Raw genomic sequence first — 15036 nt, 5'->3', positions numbered from 1 at the left:
AACGCAAGTGCTTTTGGACACAGGCGTAGACGCCAACCTTGCCTCCTCGGGTAAGTTAGACCTGTTGAAATAACACACGACTCCAGCTATACGCATACACCAGGGAGACACCTGAATGGCCAAGATTATCTATACCCACACTGACGAAGCGCCCATGCTGGCCACCTATTCGTTCTTGCCTGTGATTGAAGCGTTCGCTTCGACTGCCGGTGTGGAAGTGGAGACCAGGGACATTTCGCTCTCTGGCCGTATCATCGCAGCATTCGGGGACTTCCTCACTGACGAGCAGCGCATCAACGATGACCTCGCCGAACTCGGCGCGCTGGCAAAGACGCCCGAAGCAAACATCATCAAGCTCCCGAACATCAGCGCGTCCCTGCCGCAGCTCAAGGCCGCTATCGCTGAGCTGCAGGGCAAGGGCTACCAGTTGCCGGACTATCCGGACAACCCCACCTCGGACGAAGAGACTGACATCCGGTCCCGCTATGACAAGATCAAGGGTTCGGCCGTGAACCCCGTCCTGCGCGAAGGCAACTCGGACCGTCGTGCTCCGCTCTCGGTGAAGAACTACGCCCGCCAGAACCCTCACTCCATGGGTGCCTGGAGCCCGGACTCGAAGACCAATGTGGCTCACATGGAAGCGGACGATTTCCGCTCCAACGAGAAGTCTGTGGTTATCCCTGCAGACGGCACCATCCAGATCCAGCAGGTTCGTGAAGACGGCACCGTCAAGGTACTCAAGAAGGCATTCCCCGTCCTTGCGGGCGAGGTCATCGACGGAACGGTCATGCGTGCCGCGGCCCTGGATGAGTTCCTTGCTGCCCAGGTTGCCCGGGCCAAGGAAGAGGGCGTGCTCTTCTCCGCTCACTTGAAGGCCACCATGATGAAGGTCTCCGATCCCATCATCTTCGGCCACGTAGTGAAGGCGTACTTCTCTGAGCTGTTCGAGACGTACGGCAAGCAGCTCACCGCCGCAGGCATCAACCCCAACAACGGCCTCGCAGCTATCCTGAATGGGCTCGAAAACCTCCCCGAGGACGTCCGTGAAGGTGTTCAGGCTGCCATCAAGAAGGGCCTGGACGAAGGCCCCGCGCTGGCCATGGTTGATTCTGACAAGGGCATCACCAGCCTCCACGTTCCCAGCGACATCATCGTGGACGCCTCCATGCCGGCCATGATCCGCTCCTCCGGCCACATGTGGGGCCCGGACGGCAAGGAAGCAGACACCCTTGCAGTCTTGCCGGACAGCTCCTACGCGGGCATTTACCAGGTTGTCCTGGACGACTGCCGCGCACACGGCGCCTTCGATCCCACCACCATGGGCACCGTTCCCAACGTTGGCCTCATGGCCCAGGCGGCCGAGGAATACGGCAGCCACGACAAAACCTTCGAAGTCCAGGCTGCCGGAACCATGCAGCTCGTGGACGGCGAAGGCACCGTCCTGATCGAGCACCAGGTATTCCCCGGCGACATCTGGCGTGCCTGCCAGACCAAGGACGTGCCGATCCGTGACTGGGTCAAGTTGGCAGTTACCCGGGCCCGTGCTTCACAGACGCCCGCAGTGTTCTGGCTGGACGAAACCCGCGCCCACGATGCGAACCTGATCGCCAAGGTCCGGGAATACCTGAAGGACTTCGACACTGAAGGCCTGCAGATCGAAATCATGTCCCCGGAGAAGGCAACCGCCTTCACCCTGGAGCGCATCCGCAAGGGTGAGGACACCATCTCCGTCACCGGAAACGTCCTCCGCGACTACCTCACGGACCTGTTCCCGATTCTCGAACTTGGGACGAGCGCCAAAATGCTGTCCATCGTTCCCCTGATCAACGGTGGTGGCCTCTTCGAGACCGGAGCAGGCGGGTCTGCCCCCAAGCACGTGCAGCAGCTCCTGAAGGAAAACCACCTTCGGTGGGACAGCCTCGGTGAATTCCTGGCCCTCGCCGTCAGCTTCGAGCACCTTGCCACGAGCACAGGCAATGCCCGCGCTCAGGTGCTGGCCGACACCCTGGACAGGGCCACCGGTAGCTTCCTGCTGGAAAACAAGTCCCCGAGCCGACGCGTCGGCGAAATCGACAACCGTGGAAGCCACTTCTTCCTGGCCCAGTACTGGGCCCGTGAACTGGCAAGGCAGACCGACGACGCCGAGCTCGCCGAGTCCTTCATCTCGATCGCCGAGGCGCTGACGTCCAACGAGGACGCCATCGTAGGCGAGCTGCTCGCTGTGCAGGGTTCACCCGTAGACATCGGCGGCTACTACCGTCCCGATGTTGAGAAGGTAGCGGCCGTAATGCGTCCGTCTGCAAAGTTCAACGAAGTCCTTGCCGCGCTCAAGTAGCCCGGCTGGGTTAATAACGAAAAACGCCTCGCTGCTCCTGGGAGCAGCGAGGCGTTTTGTTGTCTTAGCGACTTTTAACGGTCGGTTGGCCGGCCGTATGGTGCGTCCGGAGCCATATCCGGATCAGTGTTCACGGGACGCTCGGTTGGGACGGCGCCGTAGCCCATCTCTTCCTCCATGGGTACGGTGGTTCCTGATGTGCCCGATGCCGATGTCATGCCGGAAGCCGAGCCACCGCTCACCTCGCCACCGCTCACACTTTCACGCCATGCACCGGTTTCCACTTCCCGTTCCTCGATGAACTTCTTGAAACGCTTGAGGTCGGCTGCTACCTGGCGGGAATCCAGCCCGATAGCGGCGCCGATGTTCTCGGCGGCTGAATCAGGTTCCCAGACGAGCTCAACAGTCACCTGGGTTTCGGTAGGGCCAATCGCCTCGAACCAGACGGTTCCGGCGTTCCTTGGCTGGTCCAGGCTTTCCCAGGTGATGCGGTTGTCGGGTTCCTGGAGCGTGATGGCGGCATCGTATTCCCGCTTGACGCCGGCGATGCTGGTCTTGAAATGGACGGTGGTGTCGTCAATCTGTGTCACAGAATCGACGCCGCTCATGAAATGAGGGAAGTCCTCAAACTGCGTCCATTGGTTGTAAGCCTGGGTGATCGGGACGTTGACGTTGATGGATTCCTGAACTGTTGCCATGCGTAGTTCACTCCTTCAGCTGGCGGACATGCGGTCCGCGGTTCTGATTCTGCAGACTTCATGGGCCTGCTTAACCAACGTAGCCGGAATGAGAAAAAATAGTAAGCTAGCTGACCAAAAGCGCTTTGGGGGTCACCGGAAGGAATGGCTAGTCGTCCTTGCCCTTGCCCTTTTCCCCGTCGCCGCCCTTGTCGTCCTTGCCACCTTCGTCTTTCTTAGACTCCTCAATTTTCACGTCCTGGGTAGGGGGCGGGGTGGCGGAGGCGGATGCGGCAGCAGCTGCTGCTTCGGCCGCTGCCTTGGCTTGAGCGGCTGACTGGGCGGCAAGCAGGTCAGTCCGCACAGCCTCAATGGCCGTCATGATGCTTTGATGCCGCTTAAAGGACACCTCGCCGTTTGCCCCGGCCGCCTCGAGTTGCTCTTCCAGCTCCGCCAAGGCGACCAGGGCACCAGCGGGATCGTTCGCTGCCGCCAGATCGGTCACGGTGAGGACCCGGGACTGGAGCCGTTTGGACGCGTCGTGCCCCAGCTCAGGCTCTGCGGGTCCGCAGGCCGCCAGCGAGAACACCAGGAGACCGCCTGTGACGGCGGCGCACACGCGCCGAATTGCTTTGGGGCTCAAGGTTCCACGCTCTTCTGCAGCTGTTCGAGGTGTTCGCCCAAGGTTCCGGTGACGGTCGGGTAGGGCACGACGTCGGGGTCCTTCGGTGCGGCGAGGGAAAGGCCGACGGCGGACACCGCAGCGATGACTGCCAGGACGAGCAAAACCAGGGCAATCCGCCCTCGCTGTCCCATGTGCCGGATCCACGATTTACGAGCTTCATGGTCCTCGCTGGCCGTTGTTGACGCGGGGTCCGGTGAAATACTCGAGGCGTAGTCCTGCGACTCTGACTGCAAGGACAGTGGAGCGTGGGACGGAATGGCGGGGAGCATGCGTGTATGTTCTTCCACCAACTGTCCAGGAACGGACTCTGGCGAGAAGACGGCCTGCCGCAGGGCGACTTCAATATCGGCGGCAGTGGGCCGCTCCAGGGGATCGAGTGCGGTCATGGCCGTCAGGAGGTCGGCCCATTCGCTGGTGACATCCGGCGGGATTTCCGGTGCACGGTGGAGCCGCGCTACAGCGGACTCCACAGCGCTGCCTGGGTACTCGACGGTGCCTTTAATGGATTCCAGGAGGACCAGGCCCAGGGAGTAGATATCACTGGGCGGTCCCATCTCGGCGCCCCTTGCTTGCTCGGGACTGAGGTATGCGGCGGTACCTACCATGGTCCCGGTGGCAGTCAGACGTGTGCCGTCGACGATGCGGGCAATGCCGAAATCCGTGAGCTTCGGCCGGTCTGGCTCACCAGCACGACCGGGAACCAGGAGGATGTTTGCCGGCTTAATATCGCGGTGGATGATGCCAAGGCCATGGACGTAGGCAAGGGCATCAGCAATGCCCGCTCCGATAACGGCAAGTTCCTCCAGCGGTACCGGGCCGCGGCGGATCCTCGTCCGGAGGTCCTCGCCCTCGATGAGTTCCATGGTGAGGAACGGCCTTGGTTCGTCCGGAATCCGGTTATCAATTCCGGCGTCGAACAAGGTGACCAGACCGGGGTGGTTAAGGGTTGCCAGCAGTGTTATTTCCGCTTCCTGACGCTTGAGCTCTTCGGCGTCCGGAGCCTGCGGGGCGAACAGTTTGAGGGCCACATCACGGCCAAGATTCTCGTCGCGGGCGTTGTAGACGGAGGCCATTCCGCCGCGCCCGATCACGTCTCCCAGTCTGTAGCGTCCGCGGACAACCTCGCTCTTGGTGTCGCTTGGCGAATCCACCACCGTCGTCCCCATCTCCTACTGGGCACAATGTCGCGCCGTACTTCAAGAATAATACGGTGATGGCTTTCAGCCCATTGCCGAAGGGTCCTAAAGACCATCTTCTGGAACAAACCGGGCATACCGATGGTCCGACCGTGAAGAGTCCTGGACCCTTCACGACCGAACCGTCGATGCAACAAGGACGTAGGTGCGTTTCTGACTTCTAGGCGCCCCCTTTCCTACCTCGGTTTCCTTCTAAGAAATACGAGTGAATGATCCGTTAGGCCTTCTTGCGCCGAAGGACCATCAGCAGGCCGGCGAACAAAAGAAGCAGTGCTACCGGAAGCAGCGTTGCGTCAACACCGGTCTTGGCCAACGTCGGCTGGCTTGTTGTAGCCGAACCGGCACCCGCAGCGGCTGCTGCAGGCGCCTTCACCAGGCCCGCGCTGTTCAGGACCAGCCCTGAACCCGACCCAACGGGAACAGTGACCGTTGTGGTGCCCGTAGTGCCCGTTGTGCCGGTAGTACCTGTTGTGGTGCCGGTGTTGCCGCCGGGGGTAGTGCCGGTGTTGCCGCCGGGAGTGGTTCCGGTACCGCCGGTTGTGCCGTCATCTGTTCCGGGGTCGGTACCTGGATCGGTGCCGGGGTCGGTGCCGGGAGCAGCGCCGCCGCAATCAGCAGCGGAACCGAGGCCAAGACGCAGGCACACATCCAGAGCGACGTCGGTGCCCACGCCCGTGTTGCCCGAACCCGCGTTCACACCGAGGTCAACGGCGGCGTCAACGGCGGCAGTGGTGCCGTCCAGGATGCCCGTTCCTGTGCCCGTACCGGGAGCGGTGCCGGGGGCAGTGCCGCCGCAATCAGCAGCGGAGCCGAGGCCAAGACGCAGGCACACATCCAGAGCCGCGTCGGTGCCTACGCCCGTGTTACCGGTACCGGCGTTCAAACCGACGTTGACGGCGGCGTCGGCGGCGACCGTGGTGTCGTTGAGGATGCCGGGTCCTGTTCCGGTGCCGAGGTTTACGTCGGCTGCAACGTCAGCGACGACGGCCGTGTTGTCAGCGACGGGGGTTCCTGTGCCGAGGCCCAGGTTGACGGCGGCGTCGGCGGCAACAGTGGTGTCGTTGAGGATGCCGGTTCCTGTTCCGGTGCCGAGGTTTACGTCGGCTGCAACGTCAGCGACGACGGCCGTGTTGTCAGCGACGGGGGTTCCTGTGCCCAGGCCCAGGTTGACGGCGGCGTCGGCGGCAACAGTGGTGTCGTTGAGGATGCCCGTTCCGGTTCCCGTGCCGAGGTTTACGTCGGCTGCAACGTCAGCGACGACAGCCGTTGAGCCGCTAGTAGCAGGAGCAACCGAACCCAGCGTCAGATCAACCGTGGCGTTCAGTGCAGTGGAGGTTGACGGCGTTGAGCCACCCAGCAGGCCCAACGACGACGTGTTTGCGGCTACAGCCGCTGAGACCGAAGCGGTGAGGGAATCGTCCGCTCCGCTGGCGGTGTCCGCGTTGGCAGCGGTGGCGCCGAGGGCAAGTAGCCCGCCGGCAAAGAGGGTGCTTAGCAACCCTCTACGAAGATGTGCATGCATAAGAAGTTCTCCTGAAGAGTTGGTGGAGGGGAGCCTGTGGCTGCCCTGATGGCCGTTTCTGCCCGAAAAAAGGCAGGAGGGCACCAACTAGTCAGGAGAAGAACCGGGGTCAAAAGACACCGGAGCAGGAGCATGCTGAAGGGACTCGCTGGCTGGAGTGTTTCCAGGCTGCGGAAGATTTAGGAAGACGTCAGTCAGGCAAGCAGCGCCGCCGGAAGATGCACCGGATGATTGGCCGCTGCTTGATCCCGATCCTGGGACAGCTGGAATCGCCTCTGGCCCGTGAGGGCCGTTGTCCCCGCCATATGGAGCGGTTTCGGCCGAAATGCCGGCTTCGGAGGAGGTATGTCCCAGCGACACGGATGGCTGCCACAAGGTGCCAATAAACCCAGCGGCGGAGGCCGCCGTCGCCTTCGAGGAGCCAGCGGCAGAAACCGAGTCAGCAGGGTCCGCCAAGGCCGAAGCCGCTGCCGGTACTGCTACAGAATCAAGGAGATTTGGGCCGGATTCAGTGTGTTCGCCAACAAGCTCCGATACCACACCTGCCACCGGTTCCGGCAAGGTCAGTTCGCCACCGGAAATGACGTCGGCGATGGGGTTCAGGACGGGTTCCAGGGCCGGAATTGTTTCGCTCGCGGGCGGGATGACGGCTTCAGCAAGATTGCCGGCTGCATCATCCACAGCGGAACTCACAGGCGAAATGACGTTGGTAACTGTGTGGTTTGGGACCACTTGGTTGACGACTGGAACGGTGGCCGCAAGATTATCAACAGGCCCGGTCAAGCTGCCTACAAGCGGCTGCAGCAAGCCGTTCGAGCCGGATGTAGGAGATGACACGGGCAAAGGTGCAGAAACAGACGACGTGAGTCCGCCCAAGATTGGGTCTGAACGGGAACCGCTCTCGGCGCTGGCCGCAGTCGAAGAAAGGGCGAGCCAAGCCACAGCGGCTGCTCCTCCAAGGAGCAGCGAACGCAGGGAACGGGGCGCACGCCATGCAGGCCCGAAACTACCCATAGGATGGTCGCCCCCCTCCCATATATGACGACTTGGCAACAGCGTAAGCCGGTACGCCTACCAGAGTCCATAGCAAACGGTACAAATCAGGCGAATGGAAGAATCTACGTCACAAAGCGCTTAATGCGCGTCGTTAGGGTAGGTGATGCCCAACTGCGCCCGCACACCGTCAAAAAGCCTCATTACGTTCAGAGAATCATCGAGCGGCATCACGGGGCTTTCCGTCAGGCCTTGTTGGATGCACCGCGTAACTTCCCGGAGCTCGTACGAGTAGCCCCGCCCGACGACGTCGAAGTGTTCAGTCCGGGGAGCCTCGAAACCGATCTTTACTGTGAGCTCCCGCGGGTTGTTGATGGATCCAATGGTGCGAAGGTAGCCCAGGCTTCCCGCTACCGTGGCGGCGCGCGGCCCATGTGCCAAAAGCGATGAGGTGAGCTGGGCCTGGGCACCATGGTGGTAGCCAAGGGTCAGCGCGTTCTGGGCGTCCACGCCGTCGTCGTTCACTGAACCGGTGGCGCTTACCGTTTGCGGGAAGCCCAAAGTGCCCAATGCCCAAAGCAGGGGGTAAACAGTGAGATCCAGGAGCGCACCGCCGCCATCCTTCAGGGCCCAGAGGCGCGCGGTGGGGGAGTATTCGGCAGGGAAACCAAGATCGGCTGTCACCCACTGGATCTGCCCGAGCTCTCCCGACGCGGCAATCTCGAAGGCGCGTTGCATGCTGGGCAGGAAACGGCTCCAGACAGCCTCCATCAGGAAGAGGTTCCGGGACCTTGCCAGGGCGATAAGTTCGGCAGCTTCCCTGGCGTTGATGGTCAGTGCCTTCTCCACAAGCACATGTTTGCCCGCGTTCAACGCGGCCAAGGTGATCTGGAAATGATTGGCGTGCGGAGTGGCCACATACACCACGTCCACTGATTCCTGGGCGAGTAACCGCTGGTAGCCGGTGGCGCCGTCTTCATCGCCGAACGCGTGCGGGATTCCGAACTGGGCCGCGAAAGCGTCGGCGGCGCCCTGCGTGCGGGAGCTGACGGCATGTAGTTCGGCGTCGGCCAGCAGCGCCAGGTCCGTGGACACCGAATTGGCGATGCCGCCAGTGGCGACGATGCCCCATCGTAATCGCTGGCCGGTGGCGGTACGAGGGTCCTGGTCAGGTTGGCTGAAGAGCCACGGCTTCGCGATCGGGGCAGTCATGGTGCCCATCTTCTCACTGCATCGAGAAAAGTTTGGGCGTGGTGAGACCCCGCGTCCAATAGCACTCTCCGGCGAAGGTTAGGCTTTGAGGGCATCTCTCGCAGAGAGGTTCTGTGGGGAGTCACCGAATGGAGAAGAGATGAGAGTATTCAGGCGCGTCATTTTGCCCGTGGCCTGGCTGGCGGTGTTTGCCGTCATTGCCGTGACCCTGGTCAAAATCGCTTTTGTAGACGGCCTGAAGCCCGACGACGCCGTGGCCGGACCCAGCGCCCAAGTCGCTATTCCCGTGGTCCAGGCGGCACGGGCTACCGTCACCAACTCGGTGGAAATCCAGGCGACCGTTCAGAGTGACGCCGCTGCGGGCGTCCGAAGCACAGCCGCGGGGGTGGTGTCGCACATCTTCCTCGAACCGGGCGCCAAGGTTGCGCTCGGCGAGCGTCTCTACCAGGTCCGCACGGAGCTTCCGCCGGAACCCACTGCGGAAACGGCAGAAAGCCCGACGGCGGCCGGCGAGCCTGGCGCTTCCGCTCCCCGGCAGGTAGCGGCACGCGTTCCGCTCTACACCTACACCGATGTGCTGGCTCCCGTATCAGGAACCCTGGAAACGCTAACCGTTTTGCTAAAGCAGCAGGTAGGCGTGGGTGAAGCGACCGGAACAGTTAACCCTGGCACGTTCACCGTTTCCGGTTCCGTCAACGCCGCTCAGCAGTACCGGCTGCTTGCCAAGCCGGGTTCTGCACAGGTTTCCGTTGTGGGTGGACCCGCGCCTTTCACCTGTCCCACCGTTGTCCTGAAAAACAACGCTGCCAGTGACACCCCGGCAGCTCCCGGCGGCGGGCTCGCCAGTGCAGGTGGGGGAAGCGTTGGGCGCTCAGTGCCATACGCCCAAGCCGGCCCTGGTGGAGGAGGAGCAGCGCCTGCGCAGGACACCACCCCAACCGGGACCCTTAGCTGCGCCATCCCGTCCGGCGTCGAGGTGTTTGCAGGTTTGGGCGCCACTATGACTGTGACGGCGGGGGAGTCCGCGAACGTCGTGACCGTACCGCTTACAGCAGTTCAGGGCAGTGTTAAGGATGGAATTGTCTGGATCGCTCCAGCCGGAAGCGCCCCCGCCGGAGGCGCCCCTGCTGGAGGCGCCCCGGCCGCTGGCAGCGAGGGAGGTCCGGCCGGACCGGGTGCCGCCGGTGCTGCCGCAGGTCCGCCCGCGGGAGAGCCTGCAGCGCCCCCGGAACAGCGGAAGGTTCAGCTCGGCCTCAACGACGGCACCGTGGTGGAGATCGTTTCGGGACTGGCTGAAGGGGAGTCTGTGCTCGAGTTTGTTCCAGGCGCCCCCGCACAGGAGCAGCCCGGAGCGCAGTTCGGCCCCGGCCCGATGGGAGGCTGAGCAGTGGAGGAACTCGTCTCCCTGCGCGGAGTAACGCGGACAGTTCTCCTGCCGGACGATCAGGAACTCCACATCTTGCGGGGTGTGGACCTGACTGTGCACAGCGGTGACCACACCGCCGTCGTCGGGCGTTCCGGGTGCGGAAAGTCCACGCTGCTGAATCTTTTGGGACTGCTGGATACGCCGACCAGCGGGGAACTTCGCTTTCAGGGAACGCCGGTGGAGCAGATCCGCGGCAATGCCAGGGCCAGGCTCCGCGGGAGCTCGGTAGGCTTCGTCTTCCAGCAGTTCAACCTCTTGCCTGGGCGCAGCGCCTTGGACAACGTCATCACCCCGCTCCTGTATGGCGGCCGCTCCCACTTCTGGAAGCGCCGGGAACTCGCCATGGACATGCTGGACAGGGTTGGCCTGGCCGGGCGGGCGGAGACTTTCCCCAACATGCTTTCCGGCGGGGAACAGCAGCGCGTTGCGATCGCGCGGGCACTGGTCCGGGGACCACGGCTGATCCTCGCCGACGAACCCACCGGGGCTCTCGACGTCGACACCGGCCAGGCCGTTATGGCCCTTCTCGATACAGTGGCCACCGAAACGGGAGCTGCGCTGGTGACCATCACGCACGACGTCAATGTGGCAGCCCTTGCGCGTGCCAGCTATCGGCTCGACTCCGGTGTGTTGACGCCGACCGCGGTTCCGCTGGGAGTGTCCGCATGACCGGGGTTGTGTCTGCACTCGTTGAGGCTTGGCAGGAATTGCGGATCAACAAAACCAGGATTCTGCTCGCCCTCATTGGCGTGGCTCTGTCCGTAGGGGCCTTGACGTCCGTAGTGGGCGTAGGCGATCTGGCACGCGAGGGGATGAAGGCAAGCTCCGAGCGCCAGGGCGGCCGGTCTGCCACCCTGGGCCTGGGCGTGTACGGAACAACGATGCCTGATCCCGACAAACTCGAGCAGGCGTACAACGGCATCATCAAGCGGTACGGAGTGGAGTACTATACCCACCTCAGTCAGACGCAGCACGGCTTCCAGTTTCCCAATGGAGTGCAGCAGGTTCAGATGCAGCTTGTGGATCCGGGGTATGGAGTGATACACCGCACAGATGTCAGCACTGGGGCATGGTTTGCCGCCAACGACGAGGAGCGCCTTGCCCCGGCGGTAGTGGTGTCCGAGGCGTTCTACAGCGCGGCCGGCCGGCCCAACCTGACTACTCACCCGAAGGTGACGCTTACCGGAGATCCGAAAACGACGGCGGTCATGATCGGTGTGGTTGCCGACCAGTATCCCCAGGCTCCGCCACAGGCTTTTATGCTGGTGGGTGCTGCAGAGCGGGCCGGAATCGCAAGCGGAGGCGGGCAGTTCAAGTTCTGGGTGCAGGACGCCCAGGCCGGACCCCTCAAAGCCGCCATCACCTCCGATCTGCAGCAGCAGTTTCCCGGGATGCACATTCAGGTGGACCGTATGGACTACGCGAGCTACGGAGATCCCTTTGCTGTAGCCCAACTCGCCATTGGCGGGGTAGCCGGGCTGGTGCTGCTGCTGGGCGCCGTCGGCATGCTGAATATCTCGATGGTCACTGTGCGGTACCGGGTGCGGGAGATCGGCATCCGGCGCAGCTTCGGTGCCACGTCCCGGCGGATCTTCCTCGGCGTCATGATGGAATCGGTAGTGGCCACGGCTGTCGCCGGAGTGATCGGAGTAATGCTGGGGGTGGCCATTGTGAAAAACCCCTGGATTGAGTCCATGGTTGCCCCCGGCCTCACCGAGTACCCTCCCTTCCCCATTGAGGCGGCAATGCTCGGTTTGGGCGCGGCCGTCCTGGTCGGGGCGCTCGCGGGTGCCATACCGGCAACGGTTGCGGTACGCGTCAAAGTCATCGACGCGATCCGCTTCTAAGGCCGGCGACAGGGCGGCGGTCCGGGCAGAACCCCGGACCGCCGCCCTTTTTATTTAACCCACGCTTGCGGCAGCGGCCACCGCAGCTGTGCCGCTGGCTGCCGTGCCAGTGGGTGCCGCGCCGTGTAGCGGTTAGCGCGTGGTGCGCCCGATGACCAAACGCCAGGGTTGCGTTTGGAGTACCGGATTCCCAGCGATGACGGATTCCGCACTGACAGCTCCCTGCTGGCGGAGATCCTGCTCTATTGTCGTGAGGCCCCGGTCCTGCCCGCTCTCGGACGCATCCCAGCCGGTTACGGCAAGGTCCGTTGGAACACGGATGCCAACGTCGGTGGCGGCGTTGAGGACTCCCCGGCCCTGCTCGTCACTCATCGTGAGGATGAGATCCGGTCGGTCGCCCCCTCTGAGCAGCTTTCCGGCCGCCCGTGCAGCCTCGGGGGCGCTGTTAGTTGAACAGACCGCCACTGGGATCTGCCGCCAGGGGATTCCTGCGGCGGAGATAGCGTCTTGGAAACCCAGCAGTCTATTCCTTGTGACAGGAAAGGTGGGCGCATCGGCTGCAGGTCCAAGTGTTAGCGTTTCGGCCCGCGCCTTGCTAAACGGAAAGCTCAGGATCGCCGGACGCCGGCTTTTGCGCAGCCCTTCCGCGGCGATAGCCTGTGCTGCCGCCCGATCGTCGATGCCTATTAGGCTGAATTCACTTCTCAATGGCCCGCCGTGGATGCTGACCGGGCGGCCTGTCATCGCCAAGGCGTCAAGGACCGGATCATCATCCGTGGTCGTCCACACCACAAAGCCGTCGGCGGCCGCAGCCCGGATGCGCTGGGCGTCCTCCGTGGAGCCGTTGGTGGGAAGGATGGTCATGGCTAGTCCGTGCCGGGCGCAAACATCGGCTATCCCGGCAAGGAACCGCGTTGCCTGGGGATCGTCGAATGCGTAGGGGAGGCTCTCGCCTAAGACCACTCCGAGTGCCCCGCTGGTTCCCCGCCGCAACGACCTGGCGCTGGGATCAGGCCCGGGATATCCCAGCATTTCCGCAGCGGCCTGAACTTTCCTCCGGGAGCCAGGGGACACTCGCGACGGAGTGCTGTAGGTGTATGAGGCCGTCATTACGGAAACCCCAGCCGCGCGGGCCACTTCAGTGAGAGTGACCCGGGAACCCGAAGCAGAAGATGGCATACAGCCAGCATACTTGTGTATCGTTACACAGATGAACACGTCATCTGTCATTCAGAGTGGAAATCTGCCCCTGGCGTCTTACTTGTCGTTCGCCGCGTTTGGGATCTTTTGGGGCACTTGGGGTGCGTCGATTCCTGGCCTCAGAAACCAGACTGATATTTCAGACGGCCAGTTGGGGGCGGCGCTGTTATTTATTGGTAGCGGGGCGGTGCCGGCCATGCTGCTGATTGGCCGGATCATTGACAGATTCGGAGTCAACTACACCGCGGCGACAGCTCTTATGGGCCAGGGCGCCGCGGGTCTGGTTGTTGCCTTTGGAGCGACGGACTTAACCAGCCTGTGTGGTGGGCTGCTGCTTCTAGGTGCGGCGAGTGGGGCGGCCGACGTCGCAATCAACGCGATGGCAGGGGCTGCGGAGCAGGGATCGGCCAGACCGGTAATCACGCGCTCCCATGGTATTTTTTCCGCCCTCGTGGTCACCTCCAGCCTTGGAACGGGTCTGTCAACGACGCTGGGCGCCACCATCGTGTTCCCCTTCGTCGTAGTTGTTGCTGCATCGGCTATTGTCGGTTTGTTTCTCCTCTACACGCTTCCTGTCCGGACTCCATCAGGAGTCCCGCTAAGGGAAGAGGCAGCTGAAGCGCAGGATCGCCGCGGCAGTGCAGGAGCGGGAGTGCCGACCCTGGTGGTGCTGCTCCTCGGGATTCTCGGGGCTCTCGCTTTCGCGGGCGAAAACGCCCATCAAAGCTGGTCAGCGGTGTTCTTTGAAGACGAACTGGGAACCGGTCCCGGGTTGAGTTCCACGGCACCTGCTGTGTTCGCAGCCGTGGTGGCCGTCACTCGTTTTGGCGCCGGAGTACTGAAACCTTCCCAGGCCCACGGCACGCTGATCGTTGGAGCAGCCGCTGCCACTGTGGGCGCCGCGATCCTGGCCGCTGCGCCCACGACCTTCGTCGCCTGGATCGGACTGGCCGTCGCGGCGGGCGGCACTGCTGTTCTTTATCCCACGCTGTTGGGAATGCTATCCCGCTCCACCAGCGAGGAAGCCCGCGGCAGGGCCACATCCCTCCTCGCGACGGTGTCCTATCTGGGGTTTCTACTGGGTCCCGTGTATGTAGGGCTTTGGTCCGAAGCGGCAGGCCTTCGTGGAGCGATGCTGGCCGTGGCCGGACTTTGCGCGGCTCTGCTCGTCCTTTCCCCGGTTCTCTTGCGGATCCGACAGCGCCTCTCGCAGGAAGCCAGGAAGAGAGTACAGAGCGAGATCCCTATGCTGGACGGATGACCATCAGTCTTCGCCGCTATGAATCCCGGGACGCTGCAGCGACCCTGGACATCTTCTACCGGGCTGTTCATGTGACTGCAGCCTCCAGCTATTCAGCCGAGCAAATTGCGGTGTGGGCTCCTGAGAACATCGACGTGGAGTCCTGGGGACGCAAGCAGGTCACGCGCAACGGTGTTGTCGCGGAAGTCGACGGTGAAGTAGCGGGTTTTAGTGATGTGGACGCTCAGGGATACATCGACATGATGTTTGTCGCCCCGGAGTACGGCCGGAGGGGTGTGGCATCAGCTCTTATGTCTTGGATTTTGGTTGAAGCGTCCAGACGAGGGGCCAGGAGCCTCAGCACCAACGCCAGTGAAGCTGCCAAAGATTTCTTTGAGAAGCACGGATTCACCGTAGGCGAACACCGCAGCTTCCTCCGCGATGGGGTCATCATGACCAACTACGCCATGAGCAGGACGATCTCGTAGATTGCGGCCCCTCTTTTTATAGGCAGCAGCCCTGGTTCCCCTTAGCGAACTGGGGGAACCAGGGCTCCTGTGCAGCCTGAATCTGTGGTGCCTAAACCGAACTGCTTGGTGATCGGCCCGAACACAAACATCCTCGCTTACAGTCAACAACTTGAGGGGATAAAGCGTCCAAGAGATGGTCTTTTTGGGTCCAAATGCACGCACACACTCAGGCG

The 15036-nt window shown here is 62.7% G+C and carries 13 protein-coding genes; 6 read left to right on the top strand and 7 right to left on the bottom strand.

Annotated elements, in window-relative coordinates:
* Positions 1-115 precede the first annotated feature (115 nt).
* Entirely contained in the window at positions 116-2335 is a 2220-nt protein-coding gene (locus M1E02_RS15625) for an NADP-dependent isocitrate dehydrogenase (RefSeq protein ID WP_479375130.1), read from the top strand.
* 74 nt (positions 2336-2409) lie between these two features.
* On the opposite strand, the gene M1E02_RS15620 is transcribed toward M1E02_RS15625, so the two are convergent.
* From M1E02_RS15620 to M1E02_RS15595, 6 genes are all read right to left on the bottom strand, one after another.
* Positions 2410-3033 carry an SRPBCC family protein gene (locus M1E02_RS15620; protein WP_479375129.1) on the bottom strand — a complete coding sequence of 208 codons (624 nt, stop codon included), beginning with the start codon at positions 3031-3033 and terminating at the stop codon, positions 2410-2412.
* 148 nt (positions 3034-3181) lie between these two features.
* The gene (locus M1E02_RS15615; RefSeq protein ID WP_479375128.1) at positions 3182-3655 is read right to left on the bottom strand and encodes a mucin-associated surface protein; all 474 of its coding nucleotides are present in this window, start codon (positions 3653-3655) and stop codon (positions 3182-3184) included.
* Complete coding sequence (locus tag M1E02_RS15610; protein WP_479375127.1) at positions 3652-4863, bottom strand: serine/threonine-protein kinase; 1212 nt, start codon at positions 4861-4863, stop codon at positions 3652-3654. Before M1E02_RS15610 ends, M1E02_RS15615 begins: the two co-directional genes overlap by 4 nt.
* 247 nt (positions 4864-5110) lie before the next feature.
* A complete protein-coding gene (locus M1E02_RS15605) occupies positions 5111-6415 on the bottom strand; it encodes a hypothetical protein (RefSeq protein ID WP_479375126.1) in 1305 nt (434 codons plus the stop codon).
* Positions 6416-6502: 87 nt separating this feature from the next.
* Positions 6503-7108 (bottom strand): hypothetical protein, encoded by a 606-nt coding sequence (locus M1E02_RS15600; RefSeq protein ID WP_479375125.1) that lies wholly within the window; start codon positions 7106-7108, stop codon positions 6503-6505.
* Positions 7109-7549: 441 nt separating this feature from the next.
* A complete protein-coding gene (locus M1E02_RS15595; RefSeq protein ID WP_479375124.1) occupies positions 7550-8620 on the bottom strand; it encodes a Gfo/Idh/MocA family protein in 1071 nt (356 codons plus the stop codon).
* A 139-nt stretch (positions 8621-8759) separates the two neighbouring features.
* Here M1E02_RS15595 and M1E02_RS15590 point away from each other — a divergent pair, with 139 nt between their 5' ends.
* The 3 genes from M1E02_RS15590 to M1E02_RS15580 are packed head-to-tail and all read left to right on the top strand — an operon-like array spanning position 8760 to position 11893.
* Positions 8760-10004: an efflux RND transporter periplasmic adaptor subunit gene (locus M1E02_RS15590; RefSeq protein ID WP_479375123.1), complete on the top strand. Its 1245-nt coding sequence runs from the start codon at positions 8760-8762 to the stop codon at positions 10002-10004.
* Between the two features lie 3 nt (positions 10005-10007).
* Complete coding sequence (locus M1E02_RS15585; protein WP_479375122.1) at positions 10008-10715, top strand: ABC transporter ATP-binding protein; 708 nt, start codon at positions 10008-10010, stop codon at positions 10713-10715.
* A complete protein-coding gene (locus M1E02_RS15580) occupies positions 10712-11893 on the top strand; it encodes an ABC transporter permease (RefSeq protein ID WP_479375121.1) in 1182 nt (393 codons plus the stop codon). The genes M1E02_RS15585 and M1E02_RS15580 overlap by 4 nt, the downstream gene beginning before the upstream one ends.
* Before the next feature lie 132 nt (positions 11894-12025).
* Here the strand turns inward: M1E02_RS15580 and M1E02_RS15575 are convergent, their stop codons facing one another.
* Positions 12026-13072 carry a LacI family DNA-binding transcriptional regulator gene (locus M1E02_RS15575; protein WP_479375120.1) on the bottom strand — a complete coding sequence of 349 codons (1047 nt, stop codon included), beginning with the start codon at positions 13070-13072 and terminating at the stop codon, positions 12026-12028.
* A gap of 31 nt (positions 13073-13103) precedes the next feature.
* On the opposite strand from M1E02_RS15575, the gene M1E02_RS15570 reads away from it, so the two are divergent.
* Together M1E02_RS15570 and M1E02_RS15565 are read left to right on the top strand one after the other, a co-directional pair.
* A complete protein-coding gene (locus M1E02_RS15570) occupies positions 13104-14354 on the top strand; it encodes an MFS transporter (RefSeq protein ID WP_479375119.1) in 1251 nt (416 codons plus the stop codon).
* Positions 14351-14821, top strand: coding sequence for a GNAT family N-acetyltransferase (locus tag M1E02_RS15565; RefSeq protein WP_479375118.1), 471 nt, complete (start codon positions 14351-14353; stop codon positions 14819-14821). Before M1E02_RS15570 ends, M1E02_RS15565 begins: the two co-directional genes overlap by 4 nt.
* The last annotated feature ends 215 nt before the right edge of the window (positions 14822-15036 follow it).

This window comes from Arthrobacter sp. Z5-13, from assembly GCF_056499105.1.
The sequence above is the reverse complement of the archived record's forward strand: the minus strand, read 5'-3'. Positions and strand labels throughout refer to the sequence as shown.